Annotated in this window: 25 protein-coding genes; 6 read left to right on the forward strand and 19 right to left on the reverse strand. The window is 28.6% G+C overall.

Annotation, left to right across the window (positions count from 1 at the left end; all coding sequences use genetic code 11):
- Window positions 1-22: 22 nt before the first annotated feature.
- The 10 genes from serS to ACTTAS_RS02835 are packed head-to-tail and all read right to left on the reverse strand — an operon-like array spanning window position 23 to window position 8,008.
- Window positions 23-1,282, reverse strand: a complete 1,260-nt coding sequence (gene serS / locus ACTTAS_RS02790) for a serine--tRNA ligase (protein ID WP_440678251.1) — start codon at window positions 1,280-1,282, stop codon at window positions 23-25.
- The gene (tatC, locus tag ACTTAS_RS02795) at window positions 1,275-2,045 is read right to left on the reverse strand and encodes a twin-arginine translocase subunit TatC (protein WP_262589221.1); all 771 of its coding nucleotides are present in this window, start codon (window positions 2,043-2,045) and stop codon (window positions 1,275-1,277) included. The genes serS and tatC overlap by 8 nt, the downstream gene beginning before the upstream one ends.
- Window positions 2,038-2,256 carry a Sec-independent protein translocase protein TatB gene (gene tatB, locus ACTTAS_RS02800; RefSeq protein ID WP_262589222.1) on the reverse strand — a complete coding sequence of 73 codons (219 nt, stop codon included), beginning with the start codon at window positions 2,254-2,256 and terminating at the stop codon, window positions 2,038-2,040. The genes tatC and tatB overlap by 8 nt, the downstream gene beginning before the upstream one ends.
- Before the next feature lie 5 nt (window positions 2,257-2,261).
- Entirely contained in the window at window positions 2,262-2,462 is a 201-nt protein-coding gene (gene tatA / locus ACTTAS_RS02805; RefSeq protein ID WP_262589223.1) for a twin-arginine translocase TatA/TatE family subunit, read from the reverse strand.
- A gap of 47 nt (window positions 2,463-2,509) precedes the next feature.
- Window positions 2,510-3,211, reverse strand: a complete 702-nt coding sequence (gene scpB / locus ACTTAS_RS02810) for an SMC-Scp complex subunit ScpB (RefSeq protein ID WP_440676306.1) — start codon at window positions 3,209-3,211, stop codon at window positions 2,510-2,512.
- Window positions 3,204-3,947, reverse strand: coding sequence for a segregation and condensation protein A (locus tag ACTTAS_RS02815; protein ID WP_440678252.1), 744 nt, complete (start codon window positions 3,945-3,947; stop codon window positions 3,204-3,206). The genes scpB and ACTTAS_RS02815 overlap by 8 nt, the downstream gene beginning before the upstream one ends.
- 9 nt (window positions 3,948-3,956) lie before the next feature.
- Window positions 3,957-4,907, reverse strand: a complete 951-nt coding sequence (locus tag ACTTAS_RS02820; protein WP_440678253.1) for a glycoside hydrolase family 3 N-terminal domain-containing protein — start codon at window positions 4,905-4,907, stop codon at window positions 3,957-3,959.
- Window positions 4,897-5,160: a hypothetical protein gene (locus tag ACTTAS_RS02825; protein WP_262589227.1), complete on the reverse strand. Its 264-nt coding sequence runs from the start codon at window positions 5,158-5,160 to the stop codon at window positions 4,897-4,899. Before ACTTAS_RS02825 ends, ACTTAS_RS02820 begins: the two co-directional genes overlap by 11 nt.
- The gene (argS, locus tag ACTTAS_RS02830; RefSeq protein ID WP_440678254.1) at window positions 5,160-6,893 is read right to left on the reverse strand and encodes an arginine--tRNA ligase; all 1,734 of its coding nucleotides are present in this window, start codon (window positions 6,891-6,893) and stop codon (window positions 5,160-5,162) included. The genes ACTTAS_RS02825 and argS overlap by 1 nt, the downstream gene beginning before the upstream one ends.
- On the reverse strand, window positions 6,890-8,008 hold the full coding sequence (locus tag ACTTAS_RS02835; RefSeq protein WP_440678255.1) for a deoxyguanosinetriphosphate triphosphohydrolase: 1,119 nt from the start codon (window positions 8,006-8,008) through the stop codon (window positions 6,890-6,892). The genes argS and ACTTAS_RS02835 overlap by 4 nt, the downstream gene beginning before the upstream one ends.
- A 50-nt stretch (window positions 8,009-8,058) precedes the next feature.
- On the opposite strand from ACTTAS_RS02835, the gene ACTTAS_RS02840 reads away from it, so the two are divergent.
- Both ACTTAS_RS02840 and xth read left to right on the forward strand, forming a co-directional pair.
- Entirely contained in the window at window positions 8,059-8,376 is a 318-nt protein-coding gene (locus ACTTAS_RS02840; protein WP_262589230.1) for a HesB/IscA family protein, read from the forward strand.
- Window positions 8,376-9,152 carry an exodeoxyribonuclease III gene (gene xth / locus ACTTAS_RS02845; protein ID WP_440614394.1) on the forward strand — a complete coding sequence of 259 codons (777 nt, stop codon included), beginning with the start codon at window positions 8,376-8,378 and terminating at the stop codon, window positions 9,150-9,152. The genes ACTTAS_RS02840 and xth overlap by 1 nt, the downstream gene beginning before the upstream one ends.
- Here xth and ACTTAS_RS02850 read toward each other — a convergent pair.
- The 3 genes from ACTTAS_RS02850 to ACTTAS_RS02860 are packed head-to-tail and all read right to left on the reverse strand — an operon-like array spanning window position 9,144 to window position 10,986.
- Complete coding sequence (locus tag ACTTAS_RS02850; RefSeq protein ID WP_440678256.1) at window positions 9,144-10,142, reverse strand: Ldh family oxidoreductase; 999 nt, start codon at window positions 10,140-10,142, stop codon at window positions 9,144-9,146. The genes xth and ACTTAS_RS02850 overlap by 9 nt on opposite strands.
- A gap of 14 nt (window positions 10,143-10,156) precedes the next feature.
- Window positions 10,157-10,621, reverse strand: coding sequence for a hypothetical protein (locus ACTTAS_RS02855; protein ID WP_440678257.1), 465 nt, complete (start codon window positions 10,619-10,621; stop codon window positions 10,157-10,159).
- Window positions 10,621-10,986, reverse strand: a complete 366-nt coding sequence (locus tag ACTTAS_RS02860) for a transcriptional repressor (protein WP_440678258.1) — start codon at window positions 10,984-10,986, stop codon at window positions 10,621-10,623. The genes ACTTAS_RS02855 and ACTTAS_RS02860 overlap by 1 nt, the downstream gene beginning before the upstream one ends.
- Before the next feature lie 101 nt (window positions 10,987-11,087).
- Here ACTTAS_RS02860 and ACTTAS_RS02865 point away from each other — a divergent pair, with 101 nt between their 5' ends.
- The 4 genes from ACTTAS_RS02865 to ACTTAS_RS02880 are packed head-to-tail and all read left to right on the forward strand — an operon-like array spanning window position 11,088 to window position 13,321.
- Entirely contained in the window at window positions 11,088-11,969 is an 882-nt protein-coding gene (locus tag ACTTAS_RS02865; protein WP_440678259.1) for a phytanoyl-CoA dioxygenase family protein, read from the forward strand.
- Between the two features lie 53 nt (window positions 11,970-12,022).
- Window positions 12,023-12,244 carry a DUF6552 family protein gene (locus tag ACTTAS_RS02870; RefSeq protein WP_440678987.1) on the forward strand — a complete coding sequence of 74 codons (222 nt, stop codon included), beginning with the start codon at window positions 12,023-12,025 and terminating at the stop codon, window positions 12,242-12,244.
- Window positions 12,244-12,675, forward strand: coding sequence for an arsenate reductase ArsC (locus ACTTAS_RS02875; protein WP_440678260.1), 432 nt, complete (start codon window positions 12,244-12,246; stop codon window positions 12,673-12,675). Before ACTTAS_RS02870 ends, ACTTAS_RS02875 begins: the two co-directional genes overlap by 1 nt.
- Window positions 12,665-13,321, forward strand: coding sequence for an aquaporin (locus ACTTAS_RS02880; protein WP_440678261.1), 657 nt, complete (start codon window positions 12,665-12,667; stop codon window positions 13,319-13,321). Before ACTTAS_RS02875 ends, ACTTAS_RS02880 begins: the two co-directional genes overlap by 11 nt.
- Here the strand turns inward: ACTTAS_RS02880 and phoB are convergent.
- From phoB to ACTTAS_RS02910, 6 genes are all read right to left on the reverse strand, one after another.
- Window positions 13,310-13,990, reverse strand: a complete 681-nt coding sequence (gene phoB, locus ACTTAS_RS02885) for a phosphate regulon transcriptional regulator PhoB (protein WP_440678262.1) — start codon at window positions 13,988-13,990, stop codon at window positions 13,310-13,312. The genes ACTTAS_RS02880 and phoB overlap by 12 nt on opposite strands.
- 2 nt (window positions 13,991-13,992) lie before the next feature.
- The gene (phoU, locus tag ACTTAS_RS02890) at window positions 13,993-14,685 is read right to left on the reverse strand and encodes a phosphate signaling complex protein PhoU (RefSeq protein ID WP_262589241.1); all 693 of its coding nucleotides are present in this window, start codon (window positions 14,683-14,685) and stop codon (window positions 13,993-13,995) included.
- A 3-nt stretch (window positions 14,686-14,688) separates the two neighbouring features.
- A complete protein-coding gene (gene pstB, locus ACTTAS_RS02895; RefSeq protein WP_440614405.1) occupies window positions 14,689-15,450 on the reverse strand; it encodes a phosphate ABC transporter ATP-binding protein PstB in 762 nt (253 codons plus the stop codon).
- Window positions 15,450-16,712: a phosphate ABC transporter permease PstA gene (gene pstA, locus ACTTAS_RS02900; protein WP_440678263.1), complete on the reverse strand. Its 1,263-nt coding sequence runs from the start codon at window positions 16,710-16,712 to the stop codon at window positions 15,450-15,452. Before pstA ends, pstB begins: the two co-directional genes overlap by 1 nt.
- The gene (gene pstC / locus ACTTAS_RS02905) at window positions 16,705-18,108 is read right to left on the reverse strand and encodes a phosphate ABC transporter permease subunit PstC (RefSeq protein WP_262589244.1); all 1,404 of its coding nucleotides are present in this window, start codon (window positions 18,106-18,108) and stop codon (window positions 16,705-16,707) included. Before pstC ends, pstA begins: the two co-directional genes overlap by 8 nt.
- A 109-nt stretch (window positions 18,109-18,217) precedes the next feature.
- A complete protein-coding gene (locus tag ACTTAS_RS02910; protein WP_440678264.1) occupies window positions 18,218-19,237 on the reverse strand; it encodes a substrate-binding domain-containing protein in 1,020 nt (339 codons plus the stop codon).
- Window positions 19,238-19,299: the final 62 nt, after the last annotated feature.

Below are 19,299 nucleotides of genomic sequence, written 5' to 3' on the forward strand. Positions count from 1 at the left end.
CATCTCACTAATTAAAACAACTTTAATTGTTAGAAATCAATTCCATATTGTTCATATAAGGTCTTAGAACTTTAGGAATTATAATAGAACCATCTTTTTGCTGATAGTTTTCCATAATTGCAATCAGAGTTCTTCCAACAGCTAAACCACTTCCATTCAACGTACCTGCAAAAACATTTTCCTTATTATTGTTTTTGTATCTTGCCTTCATACGCTGTGCTTGAAACGTTGAACAAGATGAACATGATGATATTTCTCTATATTTATTTTCTGATGGCAACCATACCTCAATATCATAGGTCTTCTCTGCGCTAAAACCCATATCACCTGAACATAAAATTACTTTCCGATAAGGTAACTCTAATTTATCTAGTATGTCAGTTGCACAATCTGTCATTCTCTCTAATTCTTCTAAACATTTTTCATTCTCAACAATGCTTACCATTTCAACTTTGTAAAATTGATGCTGTCTAATCATACCCCTTGTATCCTTTCCATAGCTTCCAGCCTCTTTTCTAAAACAAGGAGTTGAAGCTACAAATCTCATTGGTAAATTATTAAGATCAATCATTTTATCTTTAACAATATTGGTTAAAATGACCTCTGCTGTTGGTATCAAAAATTTTCTATCTGAACCTTCGTCAAATTTAATTTCAAACTGATCATTTTCAAATTTTGGCAACTGTCCGGTACCGTACATAGTGCTTTCTGATGCCATTAATGGTGGTGATATCTCCTTATAACCATTTTGATGAATATGTGTATCAAGCATAAAATTTGATATTGCTCTTTCTAAAAGAGCCAATTTATCTTTTACAAATACAAATCTTGAACCAGTAGTTTTTGTAGCTAAATCAAAATCAAGCATATTTAGTTTTTCACCTAATTCGTAATGTGTTTTAGGTTTAAATTCTAAATTAGGTATCTCTCCTGATTTTAATATTTCTTTATTATCATTTTCGTCTTTACCATTTGGAACATCTTCATGCGGTATATTAGGTATGCTAGACAATATACTATCTAAATCAAACTTAATTTGTTTTTGATCTTCTACAATTTTGTCGAGTTCTCTGCTAATTTCTTTAGATTTCTTAAACAAGCTCTCATCTTTTGATTTAGAAATGTCTTTTTTTTCTTTTTCTAAACTTTCTTTTTTTTGAATTAAATTTCTATTTTGTTCATCCAATTTTTGTATTTTTTCAAAATCTACTTCTAAGTTTCTTTTTTCAAGAGATTTTTGAAATTTAGAAAAATCTTTTCGTATTTCTTTAATGTTATGCATCTTCTTTTTGTAAATTTTTATTTTCTATAAATTTTACTGAAAATATTGATAATTCATACAGAATTAATAAAGGTATTGCTAAACCTATTTGAGTTATTGGATCTGGTGGTGTTAACAATGCAGCTGCTGCAAATATAATAACAACTACATATTTTCTTCTCTCTTTTAAAAATTGACTATCAACTATTCCGATTCTAGCTAATAAACTTAAAACGACTGGTAGCTGAAAACTGATACCAAAAGCAAAAATTAATTTCATAACTAGTGATAAATATTCATTAACTTTAGCCTCTAATTGGATTGGTAAATTTGTAGAAAGACCTGTGCTTTCAAATGAAAGAAAAAATTTAATCGCAAGTGGCATTATCAAATAATAAACCAGCATACCTCCTAAAAAAAATAATATTGGTGTTAATATAAGGTAAGGCAGAATTGCTACCTTTTCATGTTTGTACAAACCAGGTGCAATAAATTTCCAAATTTGCATCAAGATAAAAGGACATGTAACAAAAAAAGCTGTGAAGAATGATACTTTAAGGTATGTTAAAAAGGTCTCTTGTAAAGCTGTAAATATCAATCTTCTATCAGAGCCATCTTCTTTTACAGCTCTTGCAAATGGATCAACAAGGAAACCATAGATATGTTCTGCAAATAAGTAACAAATCACAAAAAAGATAAATAAAAAGATAAAGCTATTTATCAATCTTTTTCTTAATTCTGTAAGGTGACTTACAAATCCACCTTCCTGATCTTCATTACTCATCTTTTTTAATTTCTTTTTTTATTTCGTTATCAATTTTTTCTTCATCTATCTCTAGATTTGAAACTTCATTTTGAATATTGTTAACGTATCTTTTTGCTGATCCGATCCACGAGCCTGCTTTTTTTAACATTACTGGAAAATCCTTTGGACCAAGAACTATTATAGCAATAGCAACAACAATTAAAATTTCAAACCAACCGATAGTAGGCATTTAAATTAATTTTTGTTATCCGAGTCTTTGTTATCGTCAGATATATTTTTTGGCTCTGTATCGTCAGTCACGTCTGACGCCATTCCCTTTTTGAAGCTTTTAATACCTTTAGCTACATCACCCATTAAGCTTGAAATTTTTCCTCTTCCAAACAATAAAACAACCAATATAACTACAATAGCTATTTGCCAAATTCCTATACTCATGAAAAACTTATAACCTTTTTAAGGTTATTTTGAAAGTTACTTTTTTATTAATCTTTCTCTTCAGGGTCTAGAGTGCTGTTTAGCATTTCATCTATATTGGAATAAATATCCTCTTTTTTCTCTTCTTGCTTTTCTTTGTAAAACTTTCCAGTTCCAAAAATAGCATTATCAACACTTGAACTATCAATTAAACCAGCAGCACCCAATTCATCAATTGTTGGAAGATCAGACAATTTTTGTATGTTGAAGTGACTTAAAAAATCATCAGTAGTTATGTACTGAATTGGTCTACCTGGAACATCTTTTCGACCACCTGGTTTTACCCAATTTAATTCCATTAATATCTCCAAAGTATTTGTACCAAAAGCAACTCCCCTTATTTCCTCTATCTCAGCTCTCGTAACTGGTTGATGATAAACAATTATAGCCAATGTCTCTACTGCAGCTCTAGATAGTTTCTTTTCAACAGTTTTTTCTTGGGACATCAAACTTGATAAATTTGGTGATGTTCTAAAAGACCACTTATCTTTTATACAAATTAAATTAATTCCCCTGTTTGAATATTCTTGTTTTAATTTTTCTAAAGATTCTGGAACATTACCTTTTTTAGAAACTTTACTTTCTATAGTATCTACATCTAAAGGTTCAGCTGCAGCAAAAATAATTGCTTCTATTTCTTTATCTAAATCAGATAGTTTTGATGGAAACTTTAAAACATTATCTTTTGAAGCTTTTGCTTTTTTAATCATTTATTTCCTTTATATATATTTCATCAAACAATTTATCTTGTTTAATTGATAAATTTCCTTCTTTAACTAATTCTAATGATCCAGCAAATATCCCAGCCTTACCAGTTCTTTTGTATTTTGAACCACTTTTAAAATTACTTGGTATTAATTCATCAAGTTTTTTCCATTCAAATAGTTTGCCAAAAAATTCTCTAATTGTTTTGATGCCATCTTCTGTTGTGAACACAGGAAGTTTAGGAATATTCATTTTTTGAAAATCTTTAGTCATTATTATTGTTGAGTAAGTTTTCATTAGTTCAAATAAACTTAGGTTATATTCCGTGCTATAAATTGATCTAATATTTCCTTTCATACCTCTTGTTCTTATCTCTCTACCTAATCTTTTTCTCTTGAGCATTTGTTCGGATAATAATCTAATTAATTCTAATTTTTTTAGCTGTAATTTTAACTTTTCTGCAACTTCTTGAACTTTAAATTCCTCTTCTGGAGTACCAGGTAAAAGTAATTTTGATTTTAAATAGGCTAACCATGTAGCCATTAAAAGATATTCAGAAGCAATTTCTAAATTTAAATTTTTTTCATTGGTAATATACTCATGAAATTGATCTGCTAACTTAGTTATAGATATTTCTTCTAGATCAACTTTTTGTGCTTTTGCTAAATCTAAAAGTACATCTAATGGTCCATTATAATTATTTATATCTACATTAAATAATTCAGAATCAGTGACAGACATGAAAAGATATTAGCTTAAAATTTTATAAAATTGAGATGTTTTTTTAACAATAAAACTATTCACTTGAGGTGAATTTTCTGCAACTATCTTCATTTCTTTCATATTTCCATTGCAATGAAGTGCTATATTACAACCTGCACTGAATAAATTAATAGTATTAAGTTTTAAATCATCACTTAAACTCTTCATTGATAAGTCATCTGAAATTAAAATATTCTTAAATCCTATATTTTTCCTAATAATATTAATTATTTTTTTAGAGTGAGTGGCGGTGTTATTTTTATCAATTTTTGAATAAACAACATGACCTGTCATTGCAAATAAACATTTCTTCTTTTTGAATGTCCAAAAATCTTTTTTGAGAAGATATCCATATGTTTTATTAATAATCGGTGTTGAATAATGACTGTCGACTTTTGCTAAACCATGACCAGGTATATGCTTCATTACAGTTCCTATTGAGTTATTTTGAAATAATTCAATACAAATATCACCTAATTTAGAGACAATTTTTTTATTTTTTGAATAAGATCGATCACCAATTACTTTGCTTGCACCATTAACTCTAAGGTCTAAAACTGGAACAGTATTGATATTCACACCAATTAAATTCAATAAATAAGAGGTCTTATCTACAAATAACTTATAAACGATTTCAAATTTTTTTTTATCTTTACTAAACAAATCTCCAAAATATTCAGATGTCATATTATCAAAGGAAATTAAATTTTTTAGTCTGTTTACTCTTCCTCCCTCTTGATCAATCATGATTGGATATTTTTTATCCTTAAAAATTTTTCTAATGCTAGAGGTTAATTTTTTAACTTGATCAAAAGATGTAATATTTCTAGTAAATAGGATAATTCCCCAAGGTTTATATTTTTTTAGAAATAAAATTTCATTTTTAGATAACTTTGTTGATTTTAAACCAACTATAAAAGATTTTCTTTTACTTATCATTATCTAATAATTTCCAAAAATTAAATTTTTTCTTTTTCTTTTTGTTTGTTTGCTTAACATACTCAATTACATTTTGAGTATCATTCTCTAAAACTGGTAAATTTTTTGAGTATAATTTTATTTTCTCATCAATATTTTGATGAGATCTATATGATTTTTTTTTGTGTTCATCAGAAAAATAATATTTGCCTGTAAAAAAAATAAATAAAAGTATTACTAAAACAAATATTAAGTACTTTATTTCTTTAAGCATTACATTTGATTGGGTGTATCAACACCAACAATATCCATACCTGTTTTAATAACATTAGAAATAGCTTTCAAAAATATCAATTTATCTGGTGAAACTGTTTTTTGATCATTAATGAACCTTTTTTCTGGAAATTGTTTTCCCAAATTCCAATACGAGTGAAATTCCGATGCAAGATCATATAAGTAAACAGGTATTCTATGTGGTTCTAATTTTGTGCTTGCAGAATCTATACATTTTGGCCACTCAGATAATTTTTTTAAAATTTTAATTTCATCATTAGAATATTCAAAATTGAAATCATTTAATTCAATTTTTGAATTTAAGTCTTTATCTATATGTCTAAATACAGATGAAATTCTAGCATAACAATATTGAACATAATATAATGGATTGTCTTTGGATTTTTCTTTGACTGCATCGAAATCAAAATCTAATTCAACATCACTGCTTCTGTTAAGCATAATAAATCTTGTTGCATCTTTTCCAACTTCTTCAACCAAGTCATCAACCGTAATGTAATCCCCTTTTCTTTTAGACATTTTAAAAGGCTTTTTATCTTTTATTAATTTTACTAACTGACTAATTTTACAAATTAATGTATCTTTTTTTCCTGACAGTGCTTCAACAGATGAAGTAATCCGTTTTATGTAACCTGCGTGATCTGCTCCAAGAATATTGATTAAGTAATCGAAATTTCTATCAACTTTATTTTTATGATAAGCAACGTCACTTGCAAAATAAGTCCATGTACCATCTGATTTTTGAAGTGCACGATCTTTATCGTCACCAAATTCTGTTGATTTAAATAATAATTGCTCTCTTTCAACCCAATCTTTGTTATCTTCACCAGCGGGGGCTTTAATTTTTCCTTTATAAATAAAGTTATTTTTTTCTAAAAAATCTATTACACTTTCAACTTCATTGTTTAATACAATACTTTTTTCACTAACAAAATTATCATGTTTAATACCCAAGCTTTTAAGATTGTTTTTGATAAGCAGAAGAGCCTGCTCTATTGATAAGGCAGTTAATTTATCACTAATTTCGTCAAAATTATCAAAGTTAAGATTTGAATTGTTTGAAATTATATTTTTTGCAAAATCAATTAGATAATCCCCAGGATACAAATCAGGATTATCCTCAGGAAATGTTTCTTTAAAATGAACTTCTCTAATTCTAAAATATACGGATTTAGTAAAATTTATAATTTGGTTACCATAATCATTCACATAATATTCTTTTGTAACTTTATGTTTATTAAAAATTAAAACATTAGAGATAACATCGCCTAGAATAGCACCTCTACAATGTCCTACATGTAAGGGTCCTGTAGGGTTTGCCGAAACAAACTCCACTAAATAATTATTTTTCTTTTCTTTCTCATTAATTCCAAAATTATCTGCATTATCTGTAATATCTTTAATAAAATTTGACCAAAAAGATGGTTTAAATTTAATATTAATAAATCCTGGTTTGGCTACAGATATTGTTTCAATTTCGCTGTCATTATTTTTAATTTCAGGAGCAAGTTTTTCTGCAAGCTGTAATGGTGAGGTTTTATTGATTTTTGATAAAACCATTGCAACATTTGTTGAAATATCACAATCAAATTTCGGTGGAGGTATTTCTGCATTAATACCATTAAAACTCTCTGGAATTTCTAGATGATTATTTTTATTCAAATCAACAATAACTGATTTAATTTTGTCTAAATATAATTCAAAAATATTCATTTATTATCGTTATAAAGGTTAATAGCATATCTATCAGTCATACCAGATATAAAATCTGAAATAGCTCTATATTTGTCTTTAGTCAATTGATCTTTGGACAAAAATTTTCTTGGATTTGATTTAATTATTTTAAATAATTTCTTAATTATTAATTTACCTTTATGATTTTTTTTCAATACTGACTTGTTGTCGTACATTTTGTCTCTTAAGAAAGATTTAATTTCTTTTTCAGCATTCTTAATTTGGTTAGAAAAACAAACGATTAAATCATTAGATCTAGCTACATCTCTTGAGGATTTTATCTTAAGCTTTTGAATATTTTTCTGAGTATTGCTCAATAAATCTCTAACCATGAGGTCAATTGAGTCTCTTATAATCTGATAAATTGCAATTTTATAATTTTTATTAGTAATTTTATTTTTATATTTTTTATGAATATTTTTAAAAAAATCTATTTCAACCAATTCCTCCATTTTAAAAAGGTTGGCTTTTATTCCGTCTTGAATATCGTGATTGTTATATGCAATATCATCTGAAATTGCTGAAATTTGAGCTTCAAGAGAGGGAAATGAATTATATTTAATTTTACCTTTAAAAGCTTTTAACCCTATTAACTTATTAACTAAACCAATATCCTCAACAGGTCCGTTATGTTTAAGAAGACCTTCTAACGTTTCTATGGTCAAGTTTAATCCATTGAACTTAAAATACTTATTTTCTAAAAACATAACTATTCTTAAAGTTTGAAGGTTGTGATCAAAACCACCATAATTATCCATGCATTCATGTAAGGCATCTTCTCCAGCATGACCGAACGGCGTGTGGCCTAAATCATGTGCTAAACTTAAAGTTTCAGCTAAATCTTCATTTAATTTTAAATATTTGGCTATTGATCTTGCAATCTGAGCAACCTCTATTGAGTGAGTAATCCTTGTTCTAAAATGATCTCCCTCAGTATTAACAAATACTTGGGTTTTGTGTTTTAACCTTCTAAATGATGCGCTATGAATAATACGATCTCTATCTCTTTGAAAAGGAGATCGATATTTTGAGTTAGCTTCCTTGATTAGTCTGCCTTTACTTTTGTATACCCCTAACAAAGCGTCTTTTTTCATCCTTTAATTAAAATAATTAAGTATTATATTAGTAATATCAGTGTTGAGACATGATTAAAGAAATTAAATTTACAGATAATGCGTTAAAACAAATAGAAAGTTTGTTAGCAAAAAAAGACAAAGGTTCATTTTTTAGAATCGCTATTAAAGGTGGTGGTTGTTCAGGATTTCAATACGAATTCACATTTGATAAATCAAAACAAGATGATGATTTAAATTATCAAAATATTTTAATTGATAAAACTTCTGCAGATTTACTTAAAGGATCTGAAGTTGATTATGTTTCTGAATTAATAGGTGAACAATTTAAAATATCTAACCCACAAACAAAATCCTCTTGTGGTTGTGGTGTTTCTTTCTCACTTTAATGCTGATTTCTTCTTGGAATGTAAATTCTGTAAGAGCACGAATTGAAAATATCAAAAGTTATTTATTAAAATATAAACCAGATATTTTAATGATGCAGGAAATCAAAACCGAGGATATCAATTTTCCTTATGATGATTTTTCTTCAATGGATTATGAAAGCCACGTATTTGGTCAAAAAAGTTATAATGGTGTAGCAATTATTTCTAAAAATAAATTAAAAAATATTAAAACTGATTTAATTAAAGATAAATTAAAACAATCAAGAATAATTTCTGCTGAATTTGAATATAAAAAAAAAACTATTCAATTAATTAATATATACACTCCAAATGGAAATCCTGTTGATACTGAAAAATATGACTACAAAAAAAATTGGCTTGATCAATTAATCAAACAACTAAAAACTTTATCTAAAAAAAATCCAAATTTAATTTTAGCTGGTGATTTTAATATAATTCCATCAGCAGAAGATGTTTATAATGTAAAAAGTTTTGAGGATGACGCTTTATATAGGTTGGAAATCAGAAAAAAATTTAGAGAGATGATAAATCTAGGTTTCAATGATGTGTATAGATATTTTAATGAAGAGAAAGAAGGATATACGTTTTGGGATTATATGAGGGGTGCCTGGCAAAAAAATAATGGCATGAGAATTGATCATTTTTTAGTTTCAAATTCACTAATTGATCAAATTAAGGATATAAACATTAACAAAGATCCTCGTGGAAGAGAAAAACCCTCTGACCACACTCCTATTGAAATTACTTTAGCTTAAAGATTTAATTTTATTAACTAACTCTTCGTTTATATTTCTTGGACCAGTGTCCAATCTATTTTTATGACGTCTTTCACCTGGTAATCTTACTTCACCCATTGATTTCATCTTCTCAAAAAATTCTTCTGTATGTTTCTGCCAATCGGTTCCTGAAGTTTTATCTGGATTTATTGCTAATATAAATTCACCACCGCTTGGAGGACCCCCATCGTTATTATCTTTAGCAGCTGTTTCATAACTAAAATTATCACCAACTAAAGCGCCCGCTAATAATTCAACCATCATTGCAATTGCAGAACCTTTGTAACCACCAAAAGGTAATAATACTCCACCATCAGCAATTTCACCCGGATCAGTTGTTTCTTTTCCATCTTTAGTCAAACCAGTTCCAAGTGGAACTTTGTGCCCTTCTCTTTTAGCAACCTGAACTTCACCCATTGCCATCGATGCAGTTGCCATATCGTAAACAACTGGAGTTTTGCCAGGTCTTGGCCAAGCAAATGAAATTGGGTTCGTTCCGAATAATGGTTTTATAGCTCCTGCTGGTGCAACAGCAGGCTTGTAAGACGTACATGCAAAAGCAACCAAACCATCTTCAGCTAACTTTTCTGTTTCAGGCCACATAGCAGCCATATGATGTGAATTGTTTATTGCTAATACGGCAACACCATTTTCTTTTGCAGCTTTAGCTAATTCTGGCAAACCTCTATTTAAAACAACAGGTGCTAAACAATTATTTCCCTCAACTTTAATTACTGATGGAGATATTTTTTTTACTTCAGGTTTCCCTTTTCCATTTATTTTTCCGCTTTTAAGACCAGTAACATATGCTGGCAATCTAAATAAACCATGTGATACTGAGCCATCTCTTTCTGCATTTCTTATTAAATCTGATAAAATTGATGCTGTCTCATCATCGCATCCATTAGCCAAAAGAGTTTCTTTAGCTAAATCATAAATTTTATCTAATGTAAGTGCTACAGTAGTCACTCGATCATTAAATATTATTTATGTTTGGTTTTCAAATCCTTTTTTAGATCTTCGTGATCACCTACAACAGTATGATATTTACTTTTAGTTACATATTTTTCCAAGAATGGAACAGCTAATAAAGGTAAAAATCCTCCAATCACAATACCAAAAGCTGCACTTTGTAAATCTGGATCGGCTAAAGCTGCTATAAAGTCAGCAATAATATGTGCAAAAACAATTCCAACAATTCCAGCTATTGCTCCATTTGAGATAATTTTAAGAAATCTATTAATACTCCAACCTGTATAAAAACCTATCAAAGGAATTAAAGTATGAATAAATCCAAAGGTTGCTCCCCTTAAAATACTGTGCTCTTCTATTAGTTCTTCCATAAAATGAAGGATTTCAGGTAATTCATGAGAATGTCCCTCTGCAGCTTGAACAGCGGTTAAACTAAATAAGTAGATGGCTGAAGATAAAAACCATATTTTTTTCATTAATTACACTCCCTGCATGTTGTTAGCACTTCCATTTTAAATTTATTAAAATCATATTTTTTAATATTGTTTTTTTTAAAAAATTCTAAAAAGATATTTGATTTAAGTTCTTCTGTGTCACCACATTTCTCACATATCGCTATAGCTGTATTATGATTATCTTCATGAGTATGATTACATAAAATATACGTTTTTGTTTGATTTGATTTATGTATTCTCTCTTCTTCAATCAAACTGTCTAAAGCTCTATAAACAGTCATTGGTTGAGTTTTTTTAATTTTTTGCAGCTTATCTAATATCTCATAAGCAGTTAAATGCTTGGATGATTTTTTAATTATATTAAAGACTAATTCTTTATTAGACATATTGTTATGTTATAACATAACAAATCATTGTCAACATAATTTAACACTTATGTTTAAAAAAATTATTGTCTAGATTAGATATTTTTGATTAAATTAGATTGATGAAAGACTTAAATTTATTTAAGAAAAATGGATTTATCGTTAAAGAAAACCTAATTTCTCAAACAAAGATAAACAAAATAAATAAAATTGTTAAAGAAGTAATTTCAAAAGAGAAAAAGAAAAAAAATGGTAATGGTGTAAATGGAACACAATCCTATAATAATTACCATTTTGTTTACAATTCAGACTCTTCAAAAAATAAAGAAATATTAAGACTAAATAACCCTCAGAACAGGCATAAAATCTTCTATGAATTATCTAGAGATAAAAAGATTATATCCATAGCTAAAAAATTGTTAGGTGGAACAGTTAGATTTCATCTTGGTAAATTAAATTTTAAGCTTCCAAATAAGAAAAAAGGGAGTGAAATTGGATGGCACCAAGATTGGGCTTTTTACCCTCATACTAACGATGATTTAATCACAGTTGGTATATATTTAGATGATTGCTATGAGAAAAATGGGCCTCTTAAAATAATAAAAAATTCACACAAAAAGAAATTATACAGCCACCACAGCAAAGAAAATTATTTTGTTGGAAAAATAGATACTAAAAAAAATAAGATAGGAACTAAAGATAGTGTTTCTATAACTGGAACTGCTGGAACAGTTGTTTTTTTTCATTGTAGATCAATTCATGGATCAGGACACAATCTTATGAATAACTCAAGGCCTCTAATTTTATTTGGTTATAGAGCTTGCGATGCTTGGCCATTAATAAATGATGGAAACCCTCATCCTGAAGTAAATTTAGAAAATTATGACAAAAATATTATTGTAGGAAATAAATCAATAAAACCAAGATTAACTAAAGTTCCAACAATAATCCCACTACCAAAGAAGAAACATTATGTTTCTATCTACGAACTTCAAAAAAATTAAATTAAATTCTTTGTAATAAATCTTTAACATAACATTCGTATAAAATTTGAATGTTGTTTATAAAAAAATATCTTAAATGGATCAGCACATTTTTGGTGTTAACTGGTATTTTGCTTACAAATCTTAATATTTATCCACTGAATATATATTTTCATGGACTGGGTGTTGTTGGATGGACAATTTCAGGTTTCTTGTTAAAGGATAAGGCTATTTTAACTAATTTTGGATTACAAATTCCACTATTTGTAATCGGTATTTACAAAATTATTTTTTAATGAAAAATGTTTTATTTGTATGCACTGGTAATTCTGCAAGAAGTATTATAGCTGAAAGTATTATAAACAACGAATACTCAAATATATTTAAAGCTTTTAGCGCTGGAAGCAATCCTTCTGGAACAATCAATCAAGATGTTAAAAGTTTTTTAGAGAAAAACAAAAATTATGATCTAAGTAATTATAGCTCTAAAAACTTTGAAGAATTTATAAATAATGAAATTAAAATGGATCATGTATTTACCGTATGCAATAACGCAAATAATGAGGTGTGCCCTATCTGGCCTCAAAAGGAACAAATAATACATTGGGATATTGAAGATCCTGTATCCAAACTTCAAAGTGCAAATAATGAAGAAAAACAAATAATCATTAGAAATACATTTAATATTATTAGTAGTAAAATTAAAGATTGGATAAATGAAAAATAAAAGTAGATATTTTCTTTCAGAATTTATTGGAAGTTGCTTTCTAGTAATGATCATAGTTGGATCAGGTTTAATGGCAGAAAACTTGACCAACGATATAGCTGTAATGTTAATTGCCAATACCGTAGCAACAGGTGCAGGCTTATTTGTATTAATCACAGTATTTGCTGATGTATCTGGTGCTCATTTCAATCCATTTGTTAGTATTGCAATGACAATTACAGGAAAATTAAAAAAAAGATTACTTCCATTTTATATTTCTGCTCAAATCTTAGGCTGTATGTTAGGTGTAGCTTTAGCTAATTTCTTTTTTGAACATCAAATATTTGAGCTATCAACAAAATCAAGAGATGGCATTTATATATTTGTATCAGAAATAGTAGCTACATTAGGTCTTATAATGATAATTTTTGGTTCAATGAAATCAGGTAAAATTGCTGTAGCTGCTTCAGTTGGTTTATATATTACAGCTGGTTACTGGTTTACTTCATCAACATCCTTTGCAAATCCTGCAGTTGCTATAGCTAGAACTTTTACAGAATCATTTACTGGTATAAATTATTTGAATACACCGTTTTATATAATGGCTGAATTGATTGGAATGATAATAGCTGTTTATCTAGTAAAAAAAGTTTTTTTAAATAAGTGAATAACCAGAAGATCTTACAGTTCTAATTAATTCCTTTTTATTTTTTAAATTTACAGATTGTCTTAATCTTCTGATATGGACATCAATAGTTCTGCTTTCAACATTTACATTATTTGGCCAAACATTTTCTAAAATTTGATCTCTTGAATAAACTCTCTTAGGATTAGTTAAAAAAAATTCCAACAATCTAAATTCTGTTGGTCCAAGCTTAATTTCTTGTTGATCTCTAAACACTCTTTTTTCAATTCTATCTAAGCTTAGATCTTCATACTCTAAACTATCAGATGTTATATTTGGATTAGATCTTCTTAACACAGCTTTAATTCTTGCCATTAATTCATTAAAGCTAAACGGTTTAGTTAAATAGTCATCTACTCCGCTATCTAGACCTTTTATTTTGTCTTCTTCCTCACCCTTTGCAGTTAGCATAATCACAGGTAAACTTTTAAAACTATTATCTTTTCTTATACTTTTACAAATTTCTATCCCTGAAAGATCAGGCAACATCCAATCTAATAATAGTAGATCAGGTTGAAATTTTTTTAATTCTTTTAAACCATCATTACCATTTAATGAGGATGATACTATAAAGCCGTTTTTTTCTAAATTATGTTGAACTAATTGAGTTATTGAAGGTTCGTCTTCAATAATAAATATCCTACCATTCATTTTTATTGTTGAATAACTTTTCCTTTAGGTCTGCTACCTTTTAAGTATTCACCTTTAATTAAAAAACAAATTGTTTCAGCAATATTAGTTATATGATCTCCAGCTCTTTCAAGATTTTTTGTTGCAAAAATCAAATGAGTAGAGAAATCTAAATTCTTTTTATCTTTTGAAAGAAAATCAATAACACTTTCCATAGCTATATAGGTCAAATCATCAACTTGTTCATCTTTTTCCCATACCTCTTTAGCTTTGTCATAATTTTTATTTACATAACTATCTAGAACATCATTTAATTGTTTAATTACTAAATCTCCTAATCTCTTTAAATTTCCTAATAGTTCCTCAGGTAAATCTAATGGTAAAGGTTTTACTTTTTTTGCGTTACTTTTTGATAGGTCGCCTATTCTTTCTAAATCTTGAGATATTTTTAAAGAACTGATTGTTTCTCTCAAATCAATAGCCATAGGTGCTCTTTTGACTAGTAATGTCATAATCTGAGTATCAATTTTAGATCTAAATTTATTTATTTCTTCATCACTTTTAATAATTTTATCAATAGAGTCTTTATCAACTTTGATTACTGCATCCATAGAGTCAACCATTTGAGACTCTGTTAAACTTCCCATTTTAATCACTGAATCAATTAAGTATCTTAATTCTTCTTCGTAAGATTTTACTGTGTGCTCATTGCTCATAATTTATCCAAATCTACCTGTAATATAGTCTTGTGTCATTTTATTGTCAGGATTTTTAAAAATTTTCTCAGTTTTGCCTACCTCAATTAACTTACCTAGATGGAAAAAGCCTGTTTTTTGTGAAACTCTAACTGCTTGAGCCATTGAGTGTGTTACAATCACAATTGTATATGTTTTTTTAAGTTCATCGATTAATTCTTCAATTTTTGCTGTTGCTATAGGATCTAATGCTGAACAAGGCTCGTCCATTAATATAACTTCAGGATTTACAGAGATTGCTCTCGCAATACAAAGTCGTTGTTGTTGACCCCCAGAAAGTCCTGTACCTGGTTCGTCAAGTCGATCCTTCACCTCTTCCCATAGAGCAGCTTTTCTTAAGCTACTCTCAACGATTTCATCTAATTCACTTTTAGTTTCACCTTTTCCATGAATTTTTGGACCATACGAAATGTTATCATAAATACTTTTTGGAAATGGATTTGGTTTTTGAAAGACCATTCCTACTCTCTCTCTTAAAGATACAACATCTAAATTTTTGTCATTAATTTCAATACCGTCAATTTCTATATTTCCAGTAACTTTACAGATATCAATAACATCGTTCATTCTGTTCAAACATCGAATAAAAGTAGATTTTCCACAACCAGATGGACCAATTAAAGCTGTAACCTCTTTTTCATTTAAATCTAAATTAACATCAAACAACGCTTGCTTCTCACCGTAGTACACATTTAAATTCGTTGATTTAATTTTTACTTCGTTCATTAGTTCCATCTTTTCTCGAATTTCTGTCTTAGATATACCGCTAAGAAATTCATTACAATTAAAAAACTTAATAACATCATGATAGTAGCAGATGTTTTCTCTACAAATCCCCTTTCAGCAGACTCAGACCACAAATATACTTGAACAGGTAGAGAGGCTGAAGGATCTATTGGTGTTGAAGGAATATCAACTACAAATGCAACCATACCAATTAAAATTAATGGAGCTGTTTCTCCTAAAGCTTGAGCTAATCCTATAATTGTTCCTGACAAAGTTCCAGGCAACGCTAAAGGAACAACATGATGAAATACAGATTGAAATTTGGAAGCACCAACTGCTAAAGCTCCTTCTCGTATTGATGGAGGTACTGCTTTCAATGAAGCTCTGCAAGGTATAATAATTCTAGGCAGAGTCATTAAAGCTAAAGTTATTCCAGCAACTAATGGTGTAGATCTTGGTAATTGGATTGTGGCTAATAATATTTGTAAAGCTAATAAACCATAAACTATTGAAGGAACAGCAGCTAAATTATTTATATTAATTTCTATAAAATCAGTAATTTTATTTTTTGGAGCAAATTCCTCTAAATAAATTGAAGCCAACACCGCAACAGGAAAAGCTAATAATAAACAGATAATTATACTGTAAAAAGATCCAACTAAAGCACCACCAATACCAGCAAGTTCAGGATCACGAGAATCTCCATTTTTAAAAAAATAATTATTAAAATTTTTAATGATTTTTTTATTTTCAACCAATGTATCGTATATAACTAATTGGAAATCAGATATTCTTCTTCTGTCTTCTGGTAAATCTCTTGGATAATTTCCTTTATGTAATTGATCAATATCATCTGATGCTGTTATCTCTACATTTAATGTTTTTCCAATTAAATTGTTATTCTCTAAAAAAGCTCTTTTAATTTCAATCTCTGCATCTGTAGTAAATAAATCAATCAATTGATTTTCTTGATCTAAATTTTTAGCAGGATAAACTTTTAACAAGCTCTCAATAGTAACATCATAGAAATCAGCATCTAAAATCTCATTCTCTGTAGCTCCATTTTGAATTTCTAAAAGTTCTTGATCAAAAAAAACTTCAACATTTATTGCTGTTTTCATGAATGCAGAACTTCCTTTTGAAAAAATATTGTGAACCAAAATAATAACAAACAACAATGCTACAAAAATTGATGCTAGACCATAAAATCTAAATCTTTTTTCAGCATTATGTCTTTTTTTTAATCTTTGTTCTTTAGTCATATTTCTCTCGATATTTTTTAACAGCTCTTTGTGCTATATAATTAAGAACAAGAGTTGCTATGAACAAAGTTAATCCTAAAGCAAAAGCAGATTGAGTTTTTGGACTATCAAACTCTTGGTCGCCAACTAAAATCATTACAATCTGAGTGGTTATAGTTGTTGTTGATTCTAATGGGTTAATAGTTAAATTTGCTGCAAGACCAGCAGCCATAACAACAATCATTGTTTCACCAATTGCTCTTGATACTGCAAGTAAAACTGAGCCTATGATACCTGGCAATGCAGCAGGTATAACAACTTTTTTTATTGTTTCAGACTTTGTTGCGCCTATTGCATAAGAACCATCTCTTAAAGATTGTGGCACCGAATTAATAACATCATCAGATAATGATGACACATAAGGAATGATCATAATACCCATTATTAATCCTGCTGCGAGAGCACTTTCAGATGATACGGTTAATCCTAAATTTTCACCAATTTGTCTAAAAAAAGGACCAACGGTTAGGGCTGCAAAAAATCCATAAACAACTGTTGGAATACCAGCTAAAATTTCAATTATTGGTTTTGATATTCTTCTTATTTTTAATGAGGCGTATTCAGCCATATAAATTCCAGAAAATAACCCAATTGGAACTGCGACCAACATAGCAATTAAAGCAATAAATGAGGTACCTGCAATCAATGGAATAAATCCAAATGCATCTTTAAGTTCTTCATATTCGGCTGCTGTTATTGCAGAAGCATCACTAACAAAAGCTCTCTGAGGACTCCAATTGGTCCCAAATAAATAATCGAAAATATTTATCACTGAGAAAAATTTTATACTTTCAAATAAAAGTGAAAAAATTATTCCTAAAGTGGTTAAAATTGCAATTAGAGATGAAGCAAATAACAATCCTTTTAAAATTTTTTCAACATCATCTCTTGCTTTATTGTTATTTTTAATTTTTTTTAACGAATAAATTACTGAAGCAATAACAATAGTAAAAATTAATACTATTTTTGAATTAGTAAAAATATTAATAAATTTTGCATATGAAATTGCACTTTCTTTTAAAATAATATCTATATCTCCAAAAAATGTGCCAGCATAAATTGCTTTAATTTTTTCATAAACTAAATTTGCTTCATTCTTATCATTAAAAATAGCTCCCTTATTTGCAGCAGTTTCAATAATTATTGATTTAATAATTACTGGTTCGAACAATGTCCAGATAACCAGGAACACTAAAGAAGGTATCGAACACCATAATACCAGGTAGTATCCATAAAATTTTGGAAGTGCGTTTAATTTAATATTTTTGTTTATTGAGATACTTTTAGTTTTTGATTTACCATAGAAAAATAAAGATAATGAAAATATTGATATTAAGAATATTAAGACGAAGTTCATTTGAAATGATGTCTATCTTCTAAATGTTACAGTTTTGTTACAAATTAAATTCTAGATTGAATAAAAAAAGGCCAGATAAACTGGCCTTTTTTTGAAAATAAGATTTTAATTAATTAATACTTATTGTGTTTAAATCTAATGCTGCAGTTCGAGTAACTTTGTACTTGTCAGATGCTAAAGGAACTAATCCAATTTTTCCCAAGTATCCTCTGTTACCCATAGCTTTTTTAGAAGTAAACTCTTTTAAGTATTCCTCAATACCAGGAACAACACCAATATGTGCTTTTTTAACGTAAAAGAATAATGGTCTAGCAATTGGATAAGAATAATCTTGAATACCTTCTAAAGATGGTTGTACACCTTCAATAGAAGCTGCTTTTACCTTATCTTTATTTGCCACAAGGTAACTGTAACCAAAAAAACCATAAGCATCAGGATTTGATGTTAATTTTTGTACAATAAGAGTGTCATTTTCACCAGCCTCAACTGCATAACCATCTTCTCTCATTTTTGCACATTCTTTTTTAGCTTTATCACCAAATAAAGATTTTGCTGTTTTAGAGCAACCTTTACCCATCACTAATGAATTCCAAGCATCTCTCGTTCCTGACGTTGGGGGTGCAATTAAAATTTCAATTTTTTTGTTTGGAAGACTTGCATCAATATCACTCCATTTTTTATAAGGATTTTCAACAAGTTTACCATCAACATCAACTTTAGCTGCTAAAGCTCTCCATAATTGCTCTTTTGTAAAGTTAGAGTCTGGAGCACTAACTGCATGTGCAAAAGAAATACCATCATTACCTACTACAATTTCAATAATTTCAGATACACCATTTTTTTCACATAATGCTTTTTCTTTTGGTTTAATCGCTCTTGATGCATTAGTTACATCTGGGTGATTAACACCTACACCAGCGCAGAACAATTTCATTCCACCACCAGTACCTGTACTTTCGATTACAGGGGTTTTAAACTTCCCACTTTTACCGAATTTTTCTGCAACCACTGTTGCGTAAGGATATACAGTCGAAGATCCTACAATTTTGATTTGATCTCTTGAGTAACTAGTTGTTGTAAAACTTAATACTAAAAGAAATCCAAATATTACACTTATTACTTTTTTCATAATTCTCCTTTTTAGATTCATATGCGAACTATATAGATTTGATTCTTAAATATTTTATTAAA

The organism is Candidatus Pelagibacter sp. HIMB1611, assembly GCF_052047715.1.
Classification (GTDB): domain Bacteria; phylum Pseudomonadota; class Alphaproteobacteria; order Pelagibacterales; family Pelagibacteraceae; genus Pelagibacter.